At 67.6% G+C, this 16,190-nt stretch carries 19 protein-coding genes and 1 riboswitch; of the genes, 8 read left to right on the top strand and 11 right to left on the bottom strand.

Features of this window, described 5'->3' with window-relative positions; genetic code table 11:
- Positions 1 to 58: 58 nt before the first annotated feature.
- Positions 59 to 274 (bottom strand): hypothetical protein, encoded by a 216-nt coding sequence (locus tag ACFVV0_RS09715; RefSeq protein WP_387061808.1) that lies wholly within the window; start codon positions 272 to 274, stop codon positions 59 to 61.
- A 112-nt stretch (positions 275 to 386) separates the two neighbouring features.
- Here ACFVV0_RS09715 and ACFVV0_RS09710 point away from each other — a divergent pair, with 112 nt between their 5' ends.
- The 4 genes from ACFVV0_RS09710 (at position 387) to ACFVV0_RS09695 (ending at position 3,730) form a co-directional block, all read left to right on the top strand.
- Positions 387 to 1,058, top strand: coding sequence for a GAP family protein (locus tag ACFVV0_RS09710; protein ID WP_387061677.1), 672 nt, complete (start codon positions 387 to 389; stop codon positions 1,056 to 1,058).
- 73 nt (positions 1,059 to 1,131) lie between these two features.
- Positions 1,132 to 2,058, top strand: coding sequence for an ABC transporter ATP-binding protein (locus tag ACFVV0_RS09705; RefSeq protein WP_387061674.1), 927 nt, complete (start codon positions 1,132 to 1,134; stop codon positions 2,056 to 2,058).
- On the top strand, positions 2,055 to 2,903 hold the full coding sequence (locus tag ACFVV0_RS09700; protein ID WP_387061671.1) for an ABC transporter permease: 849 nt from the start codon (positions 2,055 to 2,057) through the stop codon (positions 2,901 to 2,903). The genes ACFVV0_RS09705 and ACFVV0_RS09700 overlap by 4 nt, the downstream gene beginning before the upstream one ends.
- Positions 2,900 to 3,730, top strand: coding sequence for an ABC transporter permease (locus ACFVV0_RS09695; protein ID WP_387061668.1), 831 nt, complete (start codon positions 2,900 to 2,902; stop codon positions 3,728 to 3,730). The genes ACFVV0_RS09700 and ACFVV0_RS09695 overlap by 4 nt, the downstream gene beginning before the upstream one ends.
- Before the next feature lie 32 nt (positions 3,731 to 3,762).
- Here ACFVV0_RS09695 and ACFVV0_RS09690 read toward each other — a convergent pair whose 3' ends face one another.
- Genes ACFVV0_RS09690 through ACFVV0_RS09680 form a run of 3 tightly spaced genes read right to left on the bottom strand, consistent with a single transcriptional unit; the run spans position 3,763 to position 4,864 of the window.
- Positions 3,763 to 4,056, bottom strand: coding sequence for a putative quinol monooxygenase (locus ACFVV0_RS09690; RefSeq protein ID WP_387061666.1), 294 nt, complete (start codon positions 4,054 to 4,056; stop codon positions 3,763 to 3,765).
- Complete coding sequence (locus ACFVV0_RS09685) at positions 4,056 to 4,520, bottom strand: SRPBCC domain-containing protein (RefSeq protein ID WP_387061663.1); 465 nt, start codon at positions 4,518 to 4,520, stop codon at positions 4,056 to 4,058. Before ACFVV0_RS09685 ends, ACFVV0_RS09690 begins: the two co-directional genes overlap by 1 nt.
- Positions 4,517 to 4,864: a metalloregulator ArsR/SmtB family transcription factor gene (locus ACFVV0_RS09680; RefSeq protein WP_387061661.1), complete on the bottom strand. Its 348-nt coding sequence runs from the start codon at positions 4,862 to 4,864 to the stop codon at positions 4,517 to 4,519. The genes ACFVV0_RS09685 and ACFVV0_RS09680 overlap by 4 nt, the downstream gene beginning before the upstream one ends.
- Positions 4,865 to 4,994: 130 nt before the next feature.
- Here ACFVV0_RS09680 and ACFVV0_RS09675 point away from each other — a divergent pair, with 130 nt between their 5' ends.
- Positions 4,995 to 5,480, top strand: a complete 486-nt coding sequence (locus ACFVV0_RS09675; protein WP_387061658.1) for a DUF2269 family protein — start codon at positions 4,995 to 4,997, stop codon at positions 5,478 to 5,480.
- Positions 5,481 to 5,570: 90 nt separating this feature from the next.
- Here the strand turns inward: ACFVV0_RS09675 and ribH are convergent, their stop codons facing one another.
- The 5 genes from ribH to ACFVV0_RS09650 all read right to left on the bottom strand — a co-directional run bounded on the left by ribH (position 5,571) and on the right by ACFVV0_RS09650 (position 10,377).
- A complete protein-coding gene (ribH, locus tag ACFVV0_RS09670; protein ID WP_387061655.1) occupies positions 5,571 to 6,050 on the bottom strand; it encodes a 6,7-dimethyl-8-ribityllumazine synthase in 480 nt (159 codons plus the stop codon).
- Positions 6,047 to 7,315, bottom strand: a complete 1,269-nt coding sequence (gene ribA, locus ACFVV0_RS09665) for a GTP cyclohydrolase II (RefSeq protein WP_387061652.1) — start codon at positions 7,313 to 7,315, stop codon at positions 6,047 to 6,049. Before ribA ends, ribH begins: the two co-directional genes overlap by 4 nt.
- Positions 7,312 to 7,992 (bottom strand): riboflavin synthase, encoded by a 681-nt coding sequence (locus ACFVV0_RS09660; protein ID WP_387061650.1) that lies wholly within the window; start codon positions 7,990 to 7,992, stop codon positions 7,312 to 7,314. Before ACFVV0_RS09660 ends, ribA begins: the two co-directional genes overlap by 4 nt.
- Positions 7,993 to 7,994: 2 nt before the next feature.
- Positions 7,995 to 9,059 (bottom strand): bifunctional diaminohydroxyphosphoribosylaminopyrimidine deaminase/5-amino-6-(5-phosphoribosylamino)uracil reductase RibD, encoded by a 1,065-nt coding sequence (gene ribD / locus ACFVV0_RS09655; RefSeq protein WP_387061647.1) that lies wholly within the window; start codon positions 9,057 to 9,059, stop codon positions 7,995 to 7,997.
- 87 nt (positions 9,060 to 9,146) lie between these two features.
- A riboswitch (FMN riboswitch) is annotated at positions 9,147 to 9,306 on the bottom strand.
- Positions 9,307 to 9,402: 96 nt separating this feature from the next.
- Positions 9,403 to 10,377, bottom strand: coding sequence for a sugar-binding transcriptional regulator (locus tag ACFVV0_RS09650; protein ID WP_387061645.1), 975 nt, complete (start codon positions 10,375 to 10,377; stop codon positions 9,403 to 9,405).
- Between the two features lie 120 nt (positions 10,378 to 10,497).
- Between ACFVV0_RS09650 and ACFVV0_RS09645 the strand changes: the two genes are divergently transcribed.
- From ACFVV0_RS09645 to glpK, 3 genes are all read left to right on the top strand, one after another.
- A complete protein-coding gene (locus ACFVV0_RS09645) occupies positions 10,498 to 12,246 on the top strand; it encodes an FAD-dependent oxidoreductase (protein WP_387061643.1) in 1,749 nt (582 codons plus the stop codon).
- 180 nt (positions 12,247 to 12,426) lie between these two features.
- The gene (locus tag ACFVV0_RS09640; protein WP_387061805.1) at positions 12,427 to 13,155 is read left to right on the top strand and encodes an MIP/aquaporin family protein; all 729 of its coding nucleotides are present in this window, start codon (positions 12,427 to 12,429) and stop codon (positions 13,153 to 13,155) included.
- Between the two features lie 72 nt (positions 13,156 to 13,227).
- Complete coding sequence (glpK, locus tag ACFVV0_RS09635) at positions 13,228 to 14,748, top strand: glycerol kinase GlpK (protein ID WP_387061640.1); 1,521 nt, start codon at positions 13,228 to 13,230, stop codon at positions 14,746 to 14,748.
- 73 nt (positions 14,749 to 14,821) lie between these two features.
- Here glpK and ACFVV0_RS09630 read toward each other — a convergent pair whose 3' ends face one another.
- Entirely contained in the window at positions 14,822 to 15,556 is a 735-nt protein-coding gene (locus tag ACFVV0_RS09630; protein WP_387061637.1) for an HAD family hydrolase, read from the bottom strand.
- Positions 15,553 to 16,188, bottom strand: a complete 636-nt coding sequence (locus tag ACFVV0_RS09625) for a GNAT family N-acetyltransferase (RefSeq protein WP_387061634.1) — start codon at positions 16,186 to 16,188, stop codon at positions 15,553 to 15,555. The genes ACFVV0_RS09630 and ACFVV0_RS09625 overlap by 4 nt, the downstream gene beginning before the upstream one ends.
- Positions 16,189 to 16,190: the final 2 nt, after the last annotated feature.

Raw genomic sequence — 16,190 nt, 5'->3', positions numbered from 1 at the left:
CGTTTCTTCGGCTCGAGGATTCGCGGCTTCGGCGCAGGCTTCGGGATGCGCGTATTCGCTACATTCGACCGTACTTCTTGTGAACTGCTTGTTTGCTCACACCGAGTGCCAGCGCGATGAGTTGCCAGGTGGCATTGGCGTTGCGGGCTCGCCGCACAGCCGCAGATTCCACGCGGTCGAGCTCGCGGTGCAGCTTGGCGATCGCGCGCAGGGCGACGATCGGGTCGTCGGACCCGGCATCGCCGGCGAGGGTGTGGATGGTGCTGACGTCCATGTCGTCAACGCTAGTTGACACCGAGCGATCCGTCAACCTCGGTTGACATCGCTGCTGGCGAACGGAAGCCGCGGGGGAGTAGGTTCGCCTCAACCGGTCGAGAGGGGTGGACGTGAACGGTGTCATCGGCGAGATCCTGCCCAGCGCCCTCGGAATCGCGATCAGCCCCATCCCGGTCATCGCGGCCATCCTGATGCTGCTGTCGCCGAAGGCCCGTGGCACCAGTGTCGGATTCATGGTCGGCTGGGTCATCGGCATCGTCGTGGCGGTCGTGGTGTTCACGCTGCTCTCCGCGATCATCCCGGCGGCCGATCCGTCGGCGTCGAAACCGATCGCCGGCGTCGTCAAGATCCTCCTCGGGATCGGGCTGCTCCTGCTCGGCTGGGGGCAGTGGCGCAAACGGCCGCACGCGGGCGAGACGCCGCCGCCCCCCAAGTGGATGGCGGCCATCGACACCATGAAGCCGGCCGCCGCGCTCGGCCTCGGCTTCGTGCTCGCGGCTGTGAACCCCAAGAACCTGCTGATGGCGGTCGCCGGCGGGCTCGCGATCGGCGCATCCGGAATCGAGGTCTGGCAGCAGACCATCGCCATCGTCATCTTCGTGATCATCGGCGCGAGCAGCGTGGTGATCCCGGTCGTGGCCTACCTCATCGCCGCGAAACGGATGGCCGGCCCGCTCGACGCGCTGCGCGGGTGGCTCCTGGCCAACAACGCCACCATCATGACCGTGCTGTTCCTCGTCATCGGAGTGGTCATCATCGGCAAGGGCATCGCCAGTTTCTGAACCGCACCCGCCGCAGCTGCCACGGTCGAGTGCGTCCTGACATTGTCGCCGGTGCAAGCTACAGTTCTGAACTATGCCGACGCCCGTCATCACCGCGAACAACCTTGTCAAGAAGTACAAGGAGTTCGCCGCCGTCAACGGAATCTCCTTCGAGGTGGCTCCGGGGGAGTCCTTCGGTCTGCTCGGTCCGAACGGTGCGGGCAAATCCACCACGATGCGGATGGTCGGGGCCGTGTCGACACGCACCGACGGCGACCTGAGCATCCTCGGGCTCGACCCGAACCGGTACGGTCCCGAGATCCGCTCGCAGCTCGGCGTCGTGCCGCAGGCGGACAACCTCGACATGGAATTGCGGGTGCGCGACAACCTCATCGTCTACGGCCGCTACTTCGGTCTGCCGACCGCCCAGGTCAGGAAGCGGGCCGACGAGCTGCTCGCGTTCGCGCAGCTTGAGGACAAGGCGAAGGCCAAGGTCGACGACCTCTCCGGCGGCATGAAGCGACGCCTCACGATCGCGCGGGCGCTGATCAACGACCCGCGCATCCTGCTGCTCGACGAACCCACCACCGGTCTCGACCCCCAGGCGCGCCACATCCTTTGGGACAGACTGTTCCGGCTGAAGGAGCAGGGCACGACCCTCGTGCTCACCACGCACTACATGGATGAGGCGGAGCAGCTCTGCGACCGGCTGGTCGTCGTCGACAAGGGCACGATCATGGCCGAGGGGTCGCCGGCATCGCTCATCCGTCAGTACTCCTCGCGCGAAGTGCTGGAGGTGCGCTTCGGATCGGAGCGCAACGCCGAGGTCGCCGAGCAGCTCGACGGCGTCGGGGAACGGGTCGAGGTGCTGCCCGACCGCATCCTGGTCTACAGCGACAACGGCGAGGCGGAGCTCGTGAAGATCACCGAGCGCGGCTTGCACCCGGTCACCAGCCTGGTGCGCCGCTCCAGCCTCGAAGACGTTTTCCTGCGCCTCACCGGGCGGAGTCTGATCGAATGACCGAGGCGATGACTCTGCCCGCCGACGAGACACGGATCGCGCTCGCGGCTGCGGTGAAACCGCGCCGGTTCGGCGCTTGGTATGTGGCCGAGCACCGCTTCCGGGTGATGCGCTCGTACCTGCAGACCCTCTTGCTGACGGCCTTCGGCTACCCGCTGCTCTATCTCTTCGCAATGGGGATCGGCCTGGGCGGCCTGGTCACCCAGAACCTGGGGGACGAGGGAATTGATGGAGTGAGCTACCTCGTCTTCGTCGCGCCGGCCCTGCTCTGCACGGCAGCGGTCACGGTCGCGAGCGAAGAGTTCACCTACCCGGTGATGCTCGGCTTCAAGTGGAACCCGACCTTCTTCGGGATGAACGCGGCCCCCATCGCGCCGGGCCAGATCATCGATGGCATCGTGATCTCCGTCACGGCGCGACTGCTGACCGCGAGCGTCATCTACTACGTGATCATGCTGCTCTTCGGCGCGGCGCCGTCACCGCTCGGATTCCTGGCGATCTTCGTCGCCACACTCGGTGGGCTGGCGTTCGGTGTGCCGATCATGGCCTACGTCTCGACCCTCGAGCAGGACACGGGGCAGCTCGCGCTGGTCATGAGGTTCGTCCTACTGCCGATGACGCTCTTCTCGGGCACGTTCTTCCCGCTGAGCGCGATGCCGTGGTTCCTGCAGTGGATCGGGTGGCTCTCCCCGCTGTGGCACGCGACCGAGCTGTCCCGCGTCCTGACCTACGGCGCGCAGGAGCCGATCTGGCTGACGGTGACGCACATCCTGTACCTGGTCGCTCTGTTCGTGGTCTTCTGGATGTGGACCCGCCGCATCGCCGCGAGGAGGCTGAACAAATGACCTCCACCGAGCAGAAGCTGATTCCGGCCGTCGCTCCGGCGCGGCCGATGCGCGCGCTCTACGCCGGCAACGCCACCTCGGTGATGCAGCGCGGCTGGCTGGCCACGCGGAGCACCAACTGGCTCGTGATCGTGAGCGGCCTGTTCGAGCCGATCTTCTACCTGCTCTCGCTCGGGATCGGCCTGGGCGCCCTGGTCGGCGACGTCACGACCTCCACGGGCGAGCCGGTGCCGTACGCGGCGTTCATCGCTCCTGCACTGCTGGCCACCTCGGCGATGAACGGCGCGGTCTACGACTCCACCTGGAACGTGTTCTTCAAGATGCACTTCGCCAAGCTCTACGAGGGCATGCTGTCGACCTCGCTCGGCCCGCTCGACGTCGCGCTCGGCGAGATCCTCCTCGCTCTGCTGCGCGGCGCCCTCTATGCCGTGGGCTTCATGCTCGTCATGCAAGTGCTCGGGCTGAACCTGTCGTGGTGGGCGCTTCTCGCCCTGCCCGCCGTGCTCCTGATCGCATTCGGGTTCGCCAGCTTCGGCATGGGCATCACCAGCTACATGAAGACCTTCCAGCAGATGGACTGGATCAACTTCGTGATGTTGCCGATGTTCCTGCTCTCGGCCACCTTCTACCCGCTGAGCGTCTACCCGCAGTGGGCGCAGTACTTCATCCAGGCGATGCCGCTGTGGCACGGGGTCGAACTCGTGCGCGGGCTCACCACCGGAGCGGTCAACGTCGGGATGCTCTGGCACGTGCTCTACTTCGCCGTGATGATCGTGCTGGGGCTGGTGCTCACCACCCGGCGGCTTCGGGCGCTGTTCCTGGACTAGCGGTCCGCACGGGCTCGGGCTCAGCGTCCCGGTCAGTCCCCGTCGCCCTCGATCTCCAGGTGCATCACATCGATCGGGGATGCGCACCACAGGTCGAACGGGTCGCCTGCGACCACCGCGAACACCCGGTCGTGCGAAGCCTCGAACGCCTCACGCGACTCCCAGAGGGCGATCCCGACGAGCCGATCGCCGCCCGCCTCGTCCCAGGCGTCGACGCGCACGATGCCGGGGCAGGCGCGGGCTGCCGCATCCACCCGCCGCATGGAGGCGCGGAGTTCGTCACGGTACTCGGGCCGCGGGTGGTGGATCGCGAGGTGGGTGAACATCAGGCGGCGTCGGCTCGTGCTTCGTCGACGAACCAGCCGAGCAGCTCGGTCCATCCCGCCGTGTAGCCGCCCGCGCCCGCATTCGCCTGGGTGATCGTGCCCCAGCCGCCGTGTCGAACGGTCACGCGGGTACCGCCGTCGACGGCCTCGAAGCGGACATCCACCGTGGTCGTGCCGTCGACGTTCCACGATTCCTCGCGCCAGGTGAAGGTCAGGCGCTCGCCGGGCTCCCAGACCTCGACGCGGCCGATCACGTACGCGCCATCGTCGTAGATCTCCCGCAGGCGGCCGCCGACGCCGGGCTCGAATTCGAGGCGGAGGCCACGGGCGCTGTCGTTCCAGTAGATCGTTCCACGGTGCCACCAGGAGCCGATCCCCTCGGTGAAGACGCGGAACGCACGGTCGGGGTCGGCCTTGACGGTCGTGGCGGCGACGGCCTCGTCGCTCGTCGTGGTGTCGCTCATTGTTCTATCCTTCCCACTTCGCCGGTTTCGGAGTCGTCGACCGCCTCGCTGAACGCATCCAGCCGGTCCTGCCAGAACGCCTGCACCTGGTCGAGCCAGGCGCCGAGGTCGCCGAACGGTTGCTGCCGCAGTCGATACACCTTGACGCGCGCATCGTCGTCGACCCGGACCTCTTCGATGAGTCCGGCCTGGCGCAGCACGCGCAGGTGCCGGCTGATGGTGGGCGCTGCGACCGGGAAACTGTCGGCGACAGCTCCGGCGCGCATGGGACGCCCGACCAGGAGTTCGACGATGCGTCTCCTGGTCGGGTCGGCCAGCGCATCCCAGACCACATCATTAGCCATGCCGTTAATATATAGCGTCACGGCTAATTATGTAAGGGATCAGCTCAGTTTGTGGCCTCCGTTCCACCATACGTCGCCAGTCGCGTCGCCGGTCTCGGGTGCGGATCGTGCCGATCGCTAGGCTGACAGCATGGATACTCTCTTCGCGATTCTGCATGTCGCCACGGCCGTCTTCATCGTGGGGCCGATGGCGATCATCCCGATGACGGCCATGCGAGCCGTCCGCGCCGGCAACGCTTCGCAGGTGCGCACGCTCGCGAAGTCGACGAACCTGCTCTCCCTGCTTTCGCTCCTCACCGTCGTGTTCGGTTTCGCTGTGATGGGGATGAGCGACCCCAAGTTCGATCTGTCGGTGACGACGCCGTGGATCCTCTGGTCGATCATCGCCTACGTCATCGCGCTCGGTCTCACGCTCTTCGTCGTGGTCCCGGCCATGCGCAGGGCGGCGGATGCGCTCGACGCGGTCTCCGCGACGGCTCCCGCCCCCGCGACCGCAGGCGGTGCCGCCACGGCGGCCGGCCCGGAGTCCCGCGGCTACCCGGCGATCGCCGCCGCCTCCGGCGTCGCCTCGCTGCTGCTCGTCCTCGTCGTCGTCCTCATGGTCTGGAAGCCCTGACCCCTCGACCGACCAGGGCAACCGCCGAGTCCGCTCAAAATGGGCGAAAAACCGCCGAGTCCACGGATAGTTCGTGGACTCGGCGGCTAGCTACTGAGCGCGCAGGGAGCGGAGCGCGAGCGCGGTCGTGAGCGCGGCGTGCGCGGCCTCGGCTCCCTTGTCTTCACGGGAATCGGGGAAGCCGGCTCGATCGATGCCCTGAGCCTCGTCGTCGAGCGTGAGCAGCCCGAACCCCACGGGCTTGCCGGTGTCGAGGGCGACACGGGTCAGGCCATCGGTCGCCGCAGAGGAGACGTACTCGAAGTGGGGGGTGCCGCCGCGGATGATCACGCCGAGGGCGACCACTGCATCCGCTCCCGAATCCAGCGCGACCTTGCTGACGACGGGGAGCTCGAAGCTTCCGGGAACCCGCACGATCGAATAGGCGGCACCGGATGCGCTGAGCGTGCGCTCGGCACCCGCGATCAGACCGTCGGTGATCTGCTCGTGCCAGGTTCCGGCGACGATGACGACGTTCAGGCCGCTCCCGTCGATCTGTTCTGCGCTGTTCGGGGCTCCTGCTCCGCTCATCGTGTGGTCCTTTCCGCTGTGATCTCGTCCTGTGGGATGTCGTGACCCATCCGGTCACGTTTGGTCTCGAGGTAGCCCTCGTTGAAGGCGCCGACGCCGACGACCAGGGGGACCCGGTCGGTGACCTCGATGCCGTGCTCCTCGAGCTGGCGCACCTTCTCGGGGTTGTTGGTCAGCAGGCGAACCGACTGGATGCCGAGGTCCTGGAGGATGGCGGTGGCCGCACTGTAGTCGCGAGCGTCGATCGGCAGGCCGAGCGCGAGGTTGGCGTCGAGCGTGTCGAGTCCCTCCTCCTGCAGCTTGTACGCCCGCAGCTTGTTGATCAGCCCGATGCCTCGGCCTTCATGCCCGCGCAGGTATACGACGACTCCGCCATCGCGCTGGATGGTGTCGAGCGCCGCATCCAGCTGCGGACCGCACTCGCACTTGAGCGAGCCGAACGCCTCGCCGGTGAGGCACTCCGAGTGCACGCGCACGAGTGTGCCGCCCGGCGAAGGGTTGCCGGCCACGATCGCCACATGGTCCGCGCCGGTCATCCGGTCGCGGTACGCGCGCAGCTTGAACGGCCCGTGCGTCGTCGGCACGGTCGTCTCGACCTCGAAGATGACCCTCGACGTCTCGGGGATGGGCGTCACCGTCTCCAGGGGACGGTCGCAGTGGAACTCCTGCAGGTACGCGATGAGGGCCTCGATCGTGATGACCAGCACATCCTCGCGCTCGCCGAGTTCGATGAGTCCGGGCAGGCGCATCATCTCGCCGTCGTCGGCGACGATCTCGGCGATGGCGGCGACCGGGGTGAGCCCGGCGAGCTTCATCAGGTCGACAGCCGCTTCCGTGTGTCCGTCGCGCTCGCGCACACCGCCGTCGGCGGCCCGGAGCGGCAGGATGTGCCCCGGACGGTGCAGACTGGACGGTGTCGAGTCGAGGTCGGCCAGCACGCGCAGGGTGTGCGAGCGGTCGGCCGCGCTGATGCCGGTGCTGAGCCGGTCGGCGGCGTCGACGCTGACCGTGTAGTTGGTGCCGCGCGGATCCTCGTTGTTCGTCACCATGACGGGCAGGTCGAGCCGGTCGGCGATCTCGTTCGTCATCGGCGCGCAGATGAAGCCCGACGAGTTCTTGACGGTCCAGGCGATCCACTCCTGGCTGGCGAGTTCGGCGGCGATGATCACGTCGCCCTCGTTCTCGCGGCTCTCGTTGTCGGCGACGATGACCGGCTTGCCGGCGCGCAGCTCGCTGAGGGCCTGGGGGATGGTGGCGAGACTCATGAGGCACTCCTCTCGGTGGCAGGGACGGGGATGGGTTCACTGAGCGACGACGGCAGCACGGATTCGCGCGCACCGTAGCCGAGGCCGAGCATCCGCTCGACGTGGCGGGCAAGGATGTCGGTCTCGATGTTCACCCGGTCGCCGACGACGCGGTCGCCCAGGGTGGTGGCCTCGAGCGTCTCCGGGATGAGCGAGACCTCGAACCAGCCGTCGTCGAGACCGCCGCCGACCTCGCTCACCGTGAGCGAGACGCCGTCGATGGCGATGGAGCCCTTGCGGGCCACGAGCGGCGCGTGCTCCGGGTCGAGACTGAGCCGGACGACCCGCCATGCGCTGCCGTCGGTGATCGCGAGCACGGTGGCGGTGCCGTCGATGTGCCCCTGGACGATGTGCCCGCCGAGCCGGTCGCCCACCTGGGCTGCGCGTTCGAGGTTCACCCGTCGTCCCGGCTGCACGCCGTCGAGGGTGCTCATCGCCAGGGTCTCCGCCATCACGTCGGCCGTGAAGCTCTCGGCGTCCTGGTCGATGACGGTGAGGCAGACGCCGCTGACCGAGATCGAGTCGCCGTGTTTCGCGTCGCTCACGGCGATGGGGCCGCGCACGGTGACGCGGGCGGCGTCGTCCGCCCAGTCAACTGCGGTGATCTCACCCAGCTCTTCGATGATTCCGGTGAACATGCTCAGTTTCCTTCTTTCTGCGCCGGCTCGCTGTGGGCCGGCACGGCACGGATGAAGAGGTCGGCGCCGAGCTGCTCGAGCGACAGAACGTGCAGCGTGCGCTGCTCGGCGATGGTCGTGACCCCGATGTCGTCGAGCGCCACGTGGGCTCCGCCGAGCAGCGTCGGCGCCAGATAGATCGCGTACTCGTCGACGAGTCCGGCGGCGACGAAGGCACTCGCCAGGGTCGGCCCGCCCTCGACGTAGACCCGCCGGAAGCCGCGGCCGTGCAGGTCGCGCACCAGCTCGCCCACGTCGTGGGTTCCCTCGAAGATGACCGGATGCGGGTGGTGGAACACGGCCGCATCCTTCGGGATGGCGCGCATCCCGACGACGACGGGCGTCGGCTGCGTCGTGAGGAGCTCGCCCGCGTCGCCGCGCGCTGTCAGGCTCGGGTCGTCGGCCAGCACCGTACCGGTCCCGACGACGATGGCGTCGGATGCGGCGCGCTGCTCGTGCACGCGCTGCCGGGCGGCGGCACCGGTGATCCAGGTGCTCGTTCCGTCGGCTGCGGCCGTCCTTCCGTCGAGGCTGCTCGCCCACTTGACGGTGATGTGCGGACGCCCGAGGGCTGCGGCCGTGAGCCAGTCGCCGAGAAACGCTTCGACCTCGTCGGCCAGCACGCCGCCGACGACCTCGACGCCGGCTTCGCGCAGGCGCTCGGCGCCGCCGGCGGACATATGACCGGGATCGCTGACCGCGTAGACCACCCGAGCGACGCCGGCGGCGATCAACGCCTCGGAGCACGGCCCGGTGTGGCCGGTGTGATTGCACGGCTCCAGCGTGACGACGGCGGTCGCGCCGACGGCTCCGCCCTCGGGAAGCTTGCTGAGCGCATCCACTTCGGCGTGCGCCGTTCCGACACCGCGGTGCCAGCCTTCAGCGATCACGTCGCCGTGTTCGCCGACGATCACGCAGCCGACGCGCGGGTTCACGCCCGTGGAGGGGCCGTTGTGCGCGAGTTCGATCGCGGTGCGCATGTTCGCCGCCCATGCGCCGTCATCCGGCGCTGCCGCATCCCACGTCATCCCAGTCGGTCCCGTCTCTCGTTTCGAGACGTTCTCCGGGGGTTGTGTGCAGGAGTCACCTGCGCAGGGCGGTCGCGAACGACGCCCTCTCGTGCTGCCTCCCATCCGGACTGAGCGGCCAGGCTGCTGCCTGACCCCATTACCGTCGGTGCCGGAATTCCACCGGCTCAGCAGGGCTTCACTCTCGAAGTCCCGCTCGCGGACTATCACCGCCGGTTCGGACTTTCACCGACCCCGGAGCACGTTTATGTTGTCGAGTCTAGATCAACGCATCGCTCGGGCTTCTATTCCCACCGACTGTTACGGCGAGGCGCCTCGGAAGGGGCGCGAGCATCGGCGACCGTCAGCCGATCGTCACCAGGGCCCGCGCGGTCCCCTCATCGACGATGAGGTCGGTGATGAGCTCCGCCGCGAGGGCGCCGCGCAGGCTGTGCACCTTCGACGGCCCCGACACGATGCAGACGCGTCGCGGCACCCGCTTGATGAGGTCGATGTCCGGCCCGCTCGCCCGTTCGTTCAGCGGGATGCCGTGGTGGCTGCCGTCCTCGCGGAAGAACACGGTCGCCACGTCTCCGACCACATCGGACTCGTCGAGCGAGGCGTAGTCGCTCTGCTCGAGGTACCCGCCCGCGTACACGCGCGAGCGCACCTCGGAGAAGGGGGAGCCGAGGCCGAAGATCGCCGCGTCCATCCGCTCCTGGATGTCGAGGATGCGCCGGGTGCTGCGCTCGCGCCACATCGCGGTCTTGGTCTGCGGGTCGTCGAAAAGGGCGGGGACGGGGAACTCCTGGATCGTGCCCGAGAAGGTGTCGCCGAACCGCCGCAGGATCTCGCTGGCGTAGAGCACACCCGTCGTGTACGTGTTTCCGGCGCCGTTGAGCTGCACGAACTCGACGTTGTGCAGATCTTTCGGGATGAGGTGCCGGCTGAGAGCGCTCATCGTCGAGCCCCAGGCCAGGCCGACCGTCATGTTCGAGTCGATGAAGCGGTCGAGGATCCGGGCGCCGGAGATGGCGACGCGCTCCAGTCGATCGACGTCGCTGATGGCACTCGGCATGGGCACGATGTGCGCGGCGATGCCATAGCGCTCGTGGATCTCCTGCTGGATGCGCGTTGCACCTTCGTGCGGCTGTGCGATCTGGATGGTCACCAGGCCCGATGACCGCGCGTAGCTGAGCAGGCGGGAGACGCTCGACCGCGAGGTGTGCATCTCGTGCGCGATCGCCTCCATCGTCAGGTCCTGCATGTAGTAGAGGTGGCCGGCTTTGAGGGCGTCGCGCACCTTCTCGGGCAGGTTCTCGGTCTCGGGATGGACCATCGCAAGCCTCTCTTCGGGGCTGGGGAATGCACGTATGTGCATTCCGGTTGAACAAAGTGTCGGCGCATCCAAAACTATAGCTGCACCAGAACAACCGCCACAGATGTACAGGAGAGTCCCGTGACGACGCAGTCGAACACAACCGGTTCCCGCAACGAGGTCGAGCGCCTCCGCGAACGCCCCAACGCTCAGGTCCTGATCGTCGGCGGCGGCATCAACGGTCTCGGCACCTTCCGCGACCTGGCCCTCCAGGGCGTCGACGTCGTGCTCGTCGAGCGCAACGACTTCGTGTCCGGTGCGTCGGCCGCTTCGAGCCACATGATCCACGGTGGCGTGCGCTACCTGGAGAACGGCGAGTTCCGGCTCGTGAAGGAGTCGGTCACCGAGCGCAACGGCCTGCTCAAGATCGCGCCGCACTACGTGAAGCCGCTGAAGACGACGATCCCGATCTTCTCGACGTTCTCGGGCATCCTCGCGGCCCCCCTCCGCTTCGTCACCCACAAGCAGGGCAAGCCGAAGGAGCGCGGTGCGTTCCTCATCAAGACCGGCCTGACCATCTACGACTTCTTCTCGCGTGATGGAGGAACCGTTCCCCGTCACCAGTTCCACGGCCGCACGAAGTCGCTGCAGGCGCAGCCCGAGCTGAACCCCGGCATCAAATACACCGCCACGTACTTCGACGCCTCGGTGCACGACCCCGAGCGGCTCGCGCTGGACGTGCTGGCCGACGGTCTCGCCGCGGGTCCGCACGCCCGGGCGGTGAACTACGTCGAGGCGATCGGCGTGCGCGACGGGGGCGTGCTCGTGCGCGACCGCGAGACGGGTGCCGAATTCACCATTGCGGCGCAGGTCGTGGTCAACGCATCCGGACCGTGGACCGATCTCACGAATCAGGCTCTTGGCGAGCCCACCGAGTACATGGGCGGCACGAAGGGCTCGCACATCGTGCTCGACAACCCCGAGCTGCTCGAGGCGTGCCAGGGCCGCGAGATGTTCTTCGAGAACAACGACGGCCGCATCGTGCTGATCTACCCGCTCAAGGGCAAGGTCATGGTCGGCACGACGGACCTCGAGGCCGACATGTCGGAGAAAGCCGTCTGCACCGATGACGAGATCGACTACTTCATCGAACTCGTCTCGCACGTTTTCCCAACCATCCCGGTCACCCGCTCACAGATCGTCTACACGTTCTCCGGTGTGCGCCCGCTGCCGCATCACGATGACACCCAGCCCGGATTCGTCTCCCGCGACTACCGAATCGTCTCCGGCAGCATCCCGGGCCTCGGCACCACCACGGTGCTGTCGCTCGTCGGCGGCAAGTGGACGACGTTCCGCGCCCTCAGCGAGCACCTCGCCAACGAGACACTGAGCGCGCTCGGCATCGAGCGCACGGTCTCGACGGCCGGACTCGCCATCGGTGGCGGCGCCGGATTCCCGACTACCACCGGTGCCGAACGCGACTGGGTCGCGCGCTACGGAGCCGACGTCGGCGCCGATCGAGCCTCGCAGCTGCTGCACCGCTACGGCACCAAGGCGACCTTCGTGATCGACGCGATCGCCGGATCCGACGACGGAGACGTCCCGCTCGCGGCGGCTCCGGAGTTCTCCCGCGCCGAGATCGAATACCTGGTCCGCTCGGAGCACGTGGTGCACCTTCTCGACATCTTCCTGCGTCGCACGAGCCTCGCTTTCACCGGTTCGATCTCCGGCTCGCTGGTCCGCGAGGTCGGCGAAATCGCCGCCACCGTGCTCGGATGGTCGCCAAATCGGCGTGTTGAGGAGGAAGATGCTGTCATAGCGGACCTCGCCGACGCCCACCGGGTGCACCTTGAGTCGGAGGACGGCAGCGAAGCCGCCGCACTTCGATAATGCACAGACGTGCATAGCACGGTCCTTGTCCCGGTGGACCAGACGCGAATAGCGTTCAATTGCCCACCCTGACAAGTGCCATCGGTAGTCGCACAACAGGGTGCGGATCAACTGAACAACTGGAAGGTCAACGTGGACAATATCGGTGTAGATTTCCTGTCGGAGTTGGTGGGCACGGCGATGCTCGTCCTCCTCGGTACCGGCGTCGTGGCGAACGTCGCACTCATCAAGAACAAGGGCTTCAACGGCGGGTTCCTGATGGTGAACATCGGCTGGGGCATCGCGGTGTTCTCCGGCGTGGTCGTCGCCTACAACTCCGGAGCTCATCTGAATCCTGCTGTGACGCTGGGTCTGGTCGCCAACGGCGCCCCGGCCTTCGGTTCAGCGGCTGCTCACACCCTGGTGCCCGTGAACTTCATCACGGTGCTCTTGTACATCCTGGCTCAGCTGATCGGTGCCATCATCGGCGCCGTGTTCACCTGGCTGGCGTACAAGAAGCACTTCGATGAAGAACCTGAGCCCGCGAACAAGCTGGGGGTCTTCTCGACGGGACCGGCCATCCGCAGCTATGGCTGGAACCTCGTCACCGAGATCATCGGCACGTTCGTGCTGGTGTTCGTGGTGATCGCCTTCGGCCACCAGCCCGGCCAAGCCGCCGGTCTGGCCGCCCTCGGAGCGCTGCCCGTCGCCCTGCTGGTCATCGGCATCGGTGCCAGCCTCGGTGGTCCGACGGGGTACGCCATCAACCCGGCTCGTGACCTCGGTCCGCGTATCGCTCACGCGATTCTGCCGATCAAGGGCAAGGGCTCGAGCGACTGGTCGTACTCGTGGGTTCCGGTGGTCGGCCCGATCATCGGCGGTCTGATCGCAGGCTGGCTCGCGCTCGCCCTGCTTCCCATCCTCCAGTAACCCTGCATCGCGTGCCGGTCCCGATCTTCGGGACCGGCGCGTGCAGCCCCACCCCAAACAAAGGAGTTTCCTATGGCCGACTATGTTGTCGCCATCGATCAGGGCACCACGAGTACCCGTGCGATCATCTTCGACAAGTCCGGATCGATCGTCTCCTCCGGCCAGCTCGAGCATGAGCAGATCTTCCCCAAGGCGGGATGGGTCGAGCACAATCCGGTCGAGATCTGGAACAACACCCGTGAGGTGATCGGCCAGGCACTGTCGAAGGCCGACCTCACCCGCCACGACATCGCCGCCGTCGGCATCACCAACCAGCGCGAGACCGCGGTGGTCTGGGACAAGAACACCGGCGAACCCGTCTACAACGCCATCGTCTGGCAGGACACCCGCACGCAGGACATCGTCGACCGTTTCGCAGCGGACGGCGGAGTCGAGCGCTTCAAGCCGATCGTGGGCCTGCCGCTCGCGACCTACTTCTCCGGCACCAAGATCGTGTGGATCCTGGAGAACGTCGAAGGCGCCCGCGAACGGGCCGAGGCCGGCGACCTGCTGTTCGGCAACACCGACGCGTGGGTGCTCTGGAACCTGACCGGCGGACCGGACGGCGGCGTGCACGCGACCGACGTGACCAACGCATCCCGCACCCTGTTCATGGACCTGGAGACGCTGACCTGGCGCGACGACATCCTCGAGGTGTTCGGCGTACCGAAGTCGATGCTCCCCGCGATCCGGAGCTCGTCCGAGGTCTACGGCACCGTCGAGTCGTCGAGCCTGCTGCGCGAGGTGCCCGTGGCGGGCATCCTGGGCGACCAGCAGGCGGCCACGTTCGGCCAGGCTGCGTTCGATCCGGGCGAGTCCAAGAACACCTACGGAACCGGCAACTTCCTCATCTTCAACACGGGTGAGGAGATCGTCCACTCCAAGAACGGTCTGCTGACGACGCTGGGCTACAAGCTCGGCGACAACAAGCCGCACTACGCCTTGGAGGGCTCGATCGCCGTCACCGGTTCGCTGGTGCAGTGGCTCCGCGACAACCTGGGGCTCATCTCGAGCGCGCCGGAGATCGAGGAGCTGGCGAAGACGGTCGAAGACAACGGTGGCGCGTACTTCGTGCCGGCGTTCTCCGGTCTGTTCGCGCCGTACTGGCGTTCGGATGCCCGCGGAGCTCTCGTGGGTCTCACCCGCTACGTGAACAAGGGCCACATCGCCCGCGCCGTGCTGGAGGCCACCGCCTTCCAGACACGCGAGGTGCTCGACGCCGTCAACGCCGACTCCGGTGTGGACCTGCAGGAACTCAAGGTGGACGGCGGCATGATCGCCAACAACACCCTGATGCAGTTCCAGGCCGACATCCTCGGTGTTCCGGTCGTGCGCCCGGTGGTCGCCGAGACCACCGCCCTGGGTGCCGCCTACGCTGCCGGCCTCGCGGTCGGCTTCTGGGAGAACCTCGACGACCTGCGCAAGAACTGGCAGGAGGACAGCCGCTGGAACCCGCAGATGGACCCGACGGAGCGCGATCGCCAGCTGCGTCTGTGGAAGAAGGCCGTCACGAAGACCTTCGACTGGGTCGACGACGACGTGCGCAACGCCTGACGCATCTCTCGTGAAGCGCCGCCCGGCCTGTGCCGGGCGGCGCTTCTGCGTGTGGAATCGCGCCCGCGGTTCGTCAGCGGGTGAGGAGGGCGGGGAGCTCGGCGAGGGTCGTGATCTCGAGCACGCCGGCGGACCGCGCGTCCGCGGCGTCGTCGGCCGACGGGACGGCGCCGGTGCGGTTCAGCCACACTCCGGTGAGGCCCGCGGTCGCGGCGCCGATCGCATCCGTGCGCAGTCTGTCGCCGATGTAGGCCGCCTCTGCAGGCGCGACCCCGAAGACCTCGCAGGCGTGCCGGAAGATCGCCGGGTCGGGCTTCACGATGCCGAGCTCACCCGAGGCGATGACGTGCTCGACGCGCGCATCGAGGCCGACGGTGGTGATCTTGCGGGTCTGGAAGGCGAGGTCTCCGTTCGTGATGAGGCCGAAGCGCACGCCTGGGATGCCTACGGTCAGCGCATCGAGGCAGGGCAGCGCATCCGGATGGAGGTCCCAGCTCTCGACGTAGCGCTCGAAGTACGCCGCGAACCAGGCGCTCGCCGCCTCGTCGTCGAGGGAGACGCCGTGGCGCGCGGCGAAGTCACGGGCGCGGGCCTGCCGCTGGCCTTCGAAGTCGAGACGTCCGGCGAGGTAGGAGTGGTAGTGCCGCTCTTCGAGGTCGTTCCAGAAGGCGACCGAGGATGCGGTGGGCAGCGAACCGTACGGCTCGCCCAACGCGGCCACATGCGCTTCGATGCCGCGCGCGACGGCCGCGCGATGCGCGAACAGAGTGTCGTCGAGATCGAACAGGACGACTCGGGGAGCGCTCATCGCCTCGCCGACTCCAGCTGCACGTACGTCTCGTCGGGCCAGTCGCTCACCGGGTCACGTGGGTCGTCCCGCAGCAGTGCGGCCTGCCAGTCGTCGAGCCGGCGGCCGCGCTGGATGCCGCCGCGACGGCGGGTGCCATCGTAGCGGAACCCGGCACGGCGGGCGACGGATGCGCTGGCCGCGTTGCCCACGAAAGCCCGCCAGACGAGACGCTCGAGTCCAAGTCCGGCTCGTCCATCCGCACCGCCCGCGGCGAACGCATAGTCGATCGCGAGCGAGACGGCCTCGCTCATCAGGCCCTGCCGGCGGGCTTCTGGAGCCAGCCAGAATCCGATCTCCGCGTCGCCGTCGCCGATGCCGTCGAGCCCGATCATGCCGAGGAGCGGACCGCCGACCTCGCTCCGGATCGCCCAGGTGCAGTGGGTGCCCTGCGCCCAGCCGCGCGTGACCATGCCGAGCACGAAGCTCTCGGCGTCGGCGCGTGAGTACGGCACGGGCACCGTCGTCCACGCGGCGACAGCCGGATCCCGGCACAGGTCGGTGATGCGGTCGAGGTCGCCTTCGCCGGGGATCGAGAGCACCACGCGGGAGCCCGTCAGCACGACGGGCTCCCGCGGCGGCACAGCAGTCATCG

The sequence above is a fragment of the Leifsonia sp. NPDC058230 genome (assembly GCF_042882245.1).
Classification (GTDB): Bacteria; Actinomycetota; Actinomycetes; order Actinomycetales; family Microbacteriaceae; genus Leifsonia.
Note: the sequence above shows the minus strand (reverse complement) of the source record. Positions and strands in the feature narration are given on the sequence as shown.

Excerpts from the sequence above, each read along its gene's own strand:
- ACFVV0_RS09650 (WP_387061645.1), bottom strand. The coding sequence starts at position 10,377 with ATGGTCCATCCCGAGACCGAGAACCTGCCCGAGAAGGTGCGCGACGCC.
- ACFVV0_RS09625 (WP_387061634.1), bottom strand. The coding sequence starts at position 16,188 with ATGACTGCTGTGCCGCCGCGGGAGCCCGTCGTGCTGACGGGCTCCCGC.
- ACFVV0_RS09660 (WP_387061650.1), bottom strand. The coding sequence starts at position 7,992 with ATGTTCACCGGAATCATCGAAGAGCTGGGTGAGATCACCGCAGTTGAC.
- ACFVV0_RS09705 (WP_387061674.1), top strand. The coding sequence starts at position 1,132 with ATGCCGACGCCCGTCATCACCGCGAACAACCTTGTCAAGAAGTACAAG.
- ACFVV0_RS09695 (WP_387061668.1), top strand. The coding sequence starts at position 2,900 with ATGACCTCCACCGAGCAGAAGCTGATTCCGGCCGTCGCTCCGGCGCGG.
- glpK (WP_387061640.1), top strand. The coding sequence starts at position 13,228 with ATGGCCGACTATGTTGTCGCCATCGATCAGGGCACCACGAGTACCCGT.
- ACFVV0_RS09630 (WP_387061637.1), bottom strand. The coding sequence starts at position 15,556 with ATGAGCGCTCCCCGAGTCGTCCTGTTCGATCTCGACGACACTCTGTTC.
- ribD (WP_387061647.1), bottom strand. The coding sequence starts at position 9,059 with ATGACGTGGGATGCGGCAGCGCCGGATGACGGCGCATGGGCGGCGAAC.
- ribA (WP_387061652.1), bottom strand. The coding sequence starts at position 7,315 with ATGAGTCTCGCCACCATCCCCCAGGCCCTCAGCGAGCTGCGCGCCGGC.
- ACFVV0_RS09640 (WP_387061805.1), top strand. The coding sequence starts at position 12,427 with ATGCTCGTCCTCCTCGGTACCGGCGTCGTGGCGAACGTCGCACTCATC.
- ribH (WP_387061655.1), bottom strand. The coding sequence starts at position 6,050 with ATGAGCGGAGCAGGAGCCCCGAACAGCGCAGAACAGATCGACGGGAGC.
- ACFVV0_RS09690 (WP_387061666.1), bottom strand. The coding sequence starts at position 4,056 with ATGTTCACCCACCTCGCGATCCACCACCCGCGGCCCGAGTACCGTGAC.
- ACFVV0_RS09685 (WP_387061663.1), bottom strand. The coding sequence starts at position 4,520 with ATGAGCGACACCACGACGAGCGACGAGGCCGTCGCCGCCACGACCGTC.
- ACFVV0_RS09675 (WP_387061658.1), top strand. The coding sequence starts at position 4,995 with ATGGATACTCTCTTCGCGATTCTGCATGTCGCCACGGCCGTCTTCATC.
- ACFVV0_RS09680 (WP_387061661.1), bottom strand. The coding sequence starts at position 4,864 with ATGGCTAATGATGTGGTCTGGGATGCGCTGGCCGACCCGACCAGGAGA.
- ACFVV0_RS09700 (WP_387061671.1), top strand. The coding sequence starts at position 2,055 with ATGACCGAGGCGATGACTCTGCCCGCCGACGAGACACGGATCGCGCTC.
- ACFVV0_RS09715 (WP_387061808.1), bottom strand. The coding sequence starts at position 274 with ATGGACGTCAGCACCATCCACACCCTCGCCGGCGATGCCGGGTCCGAC.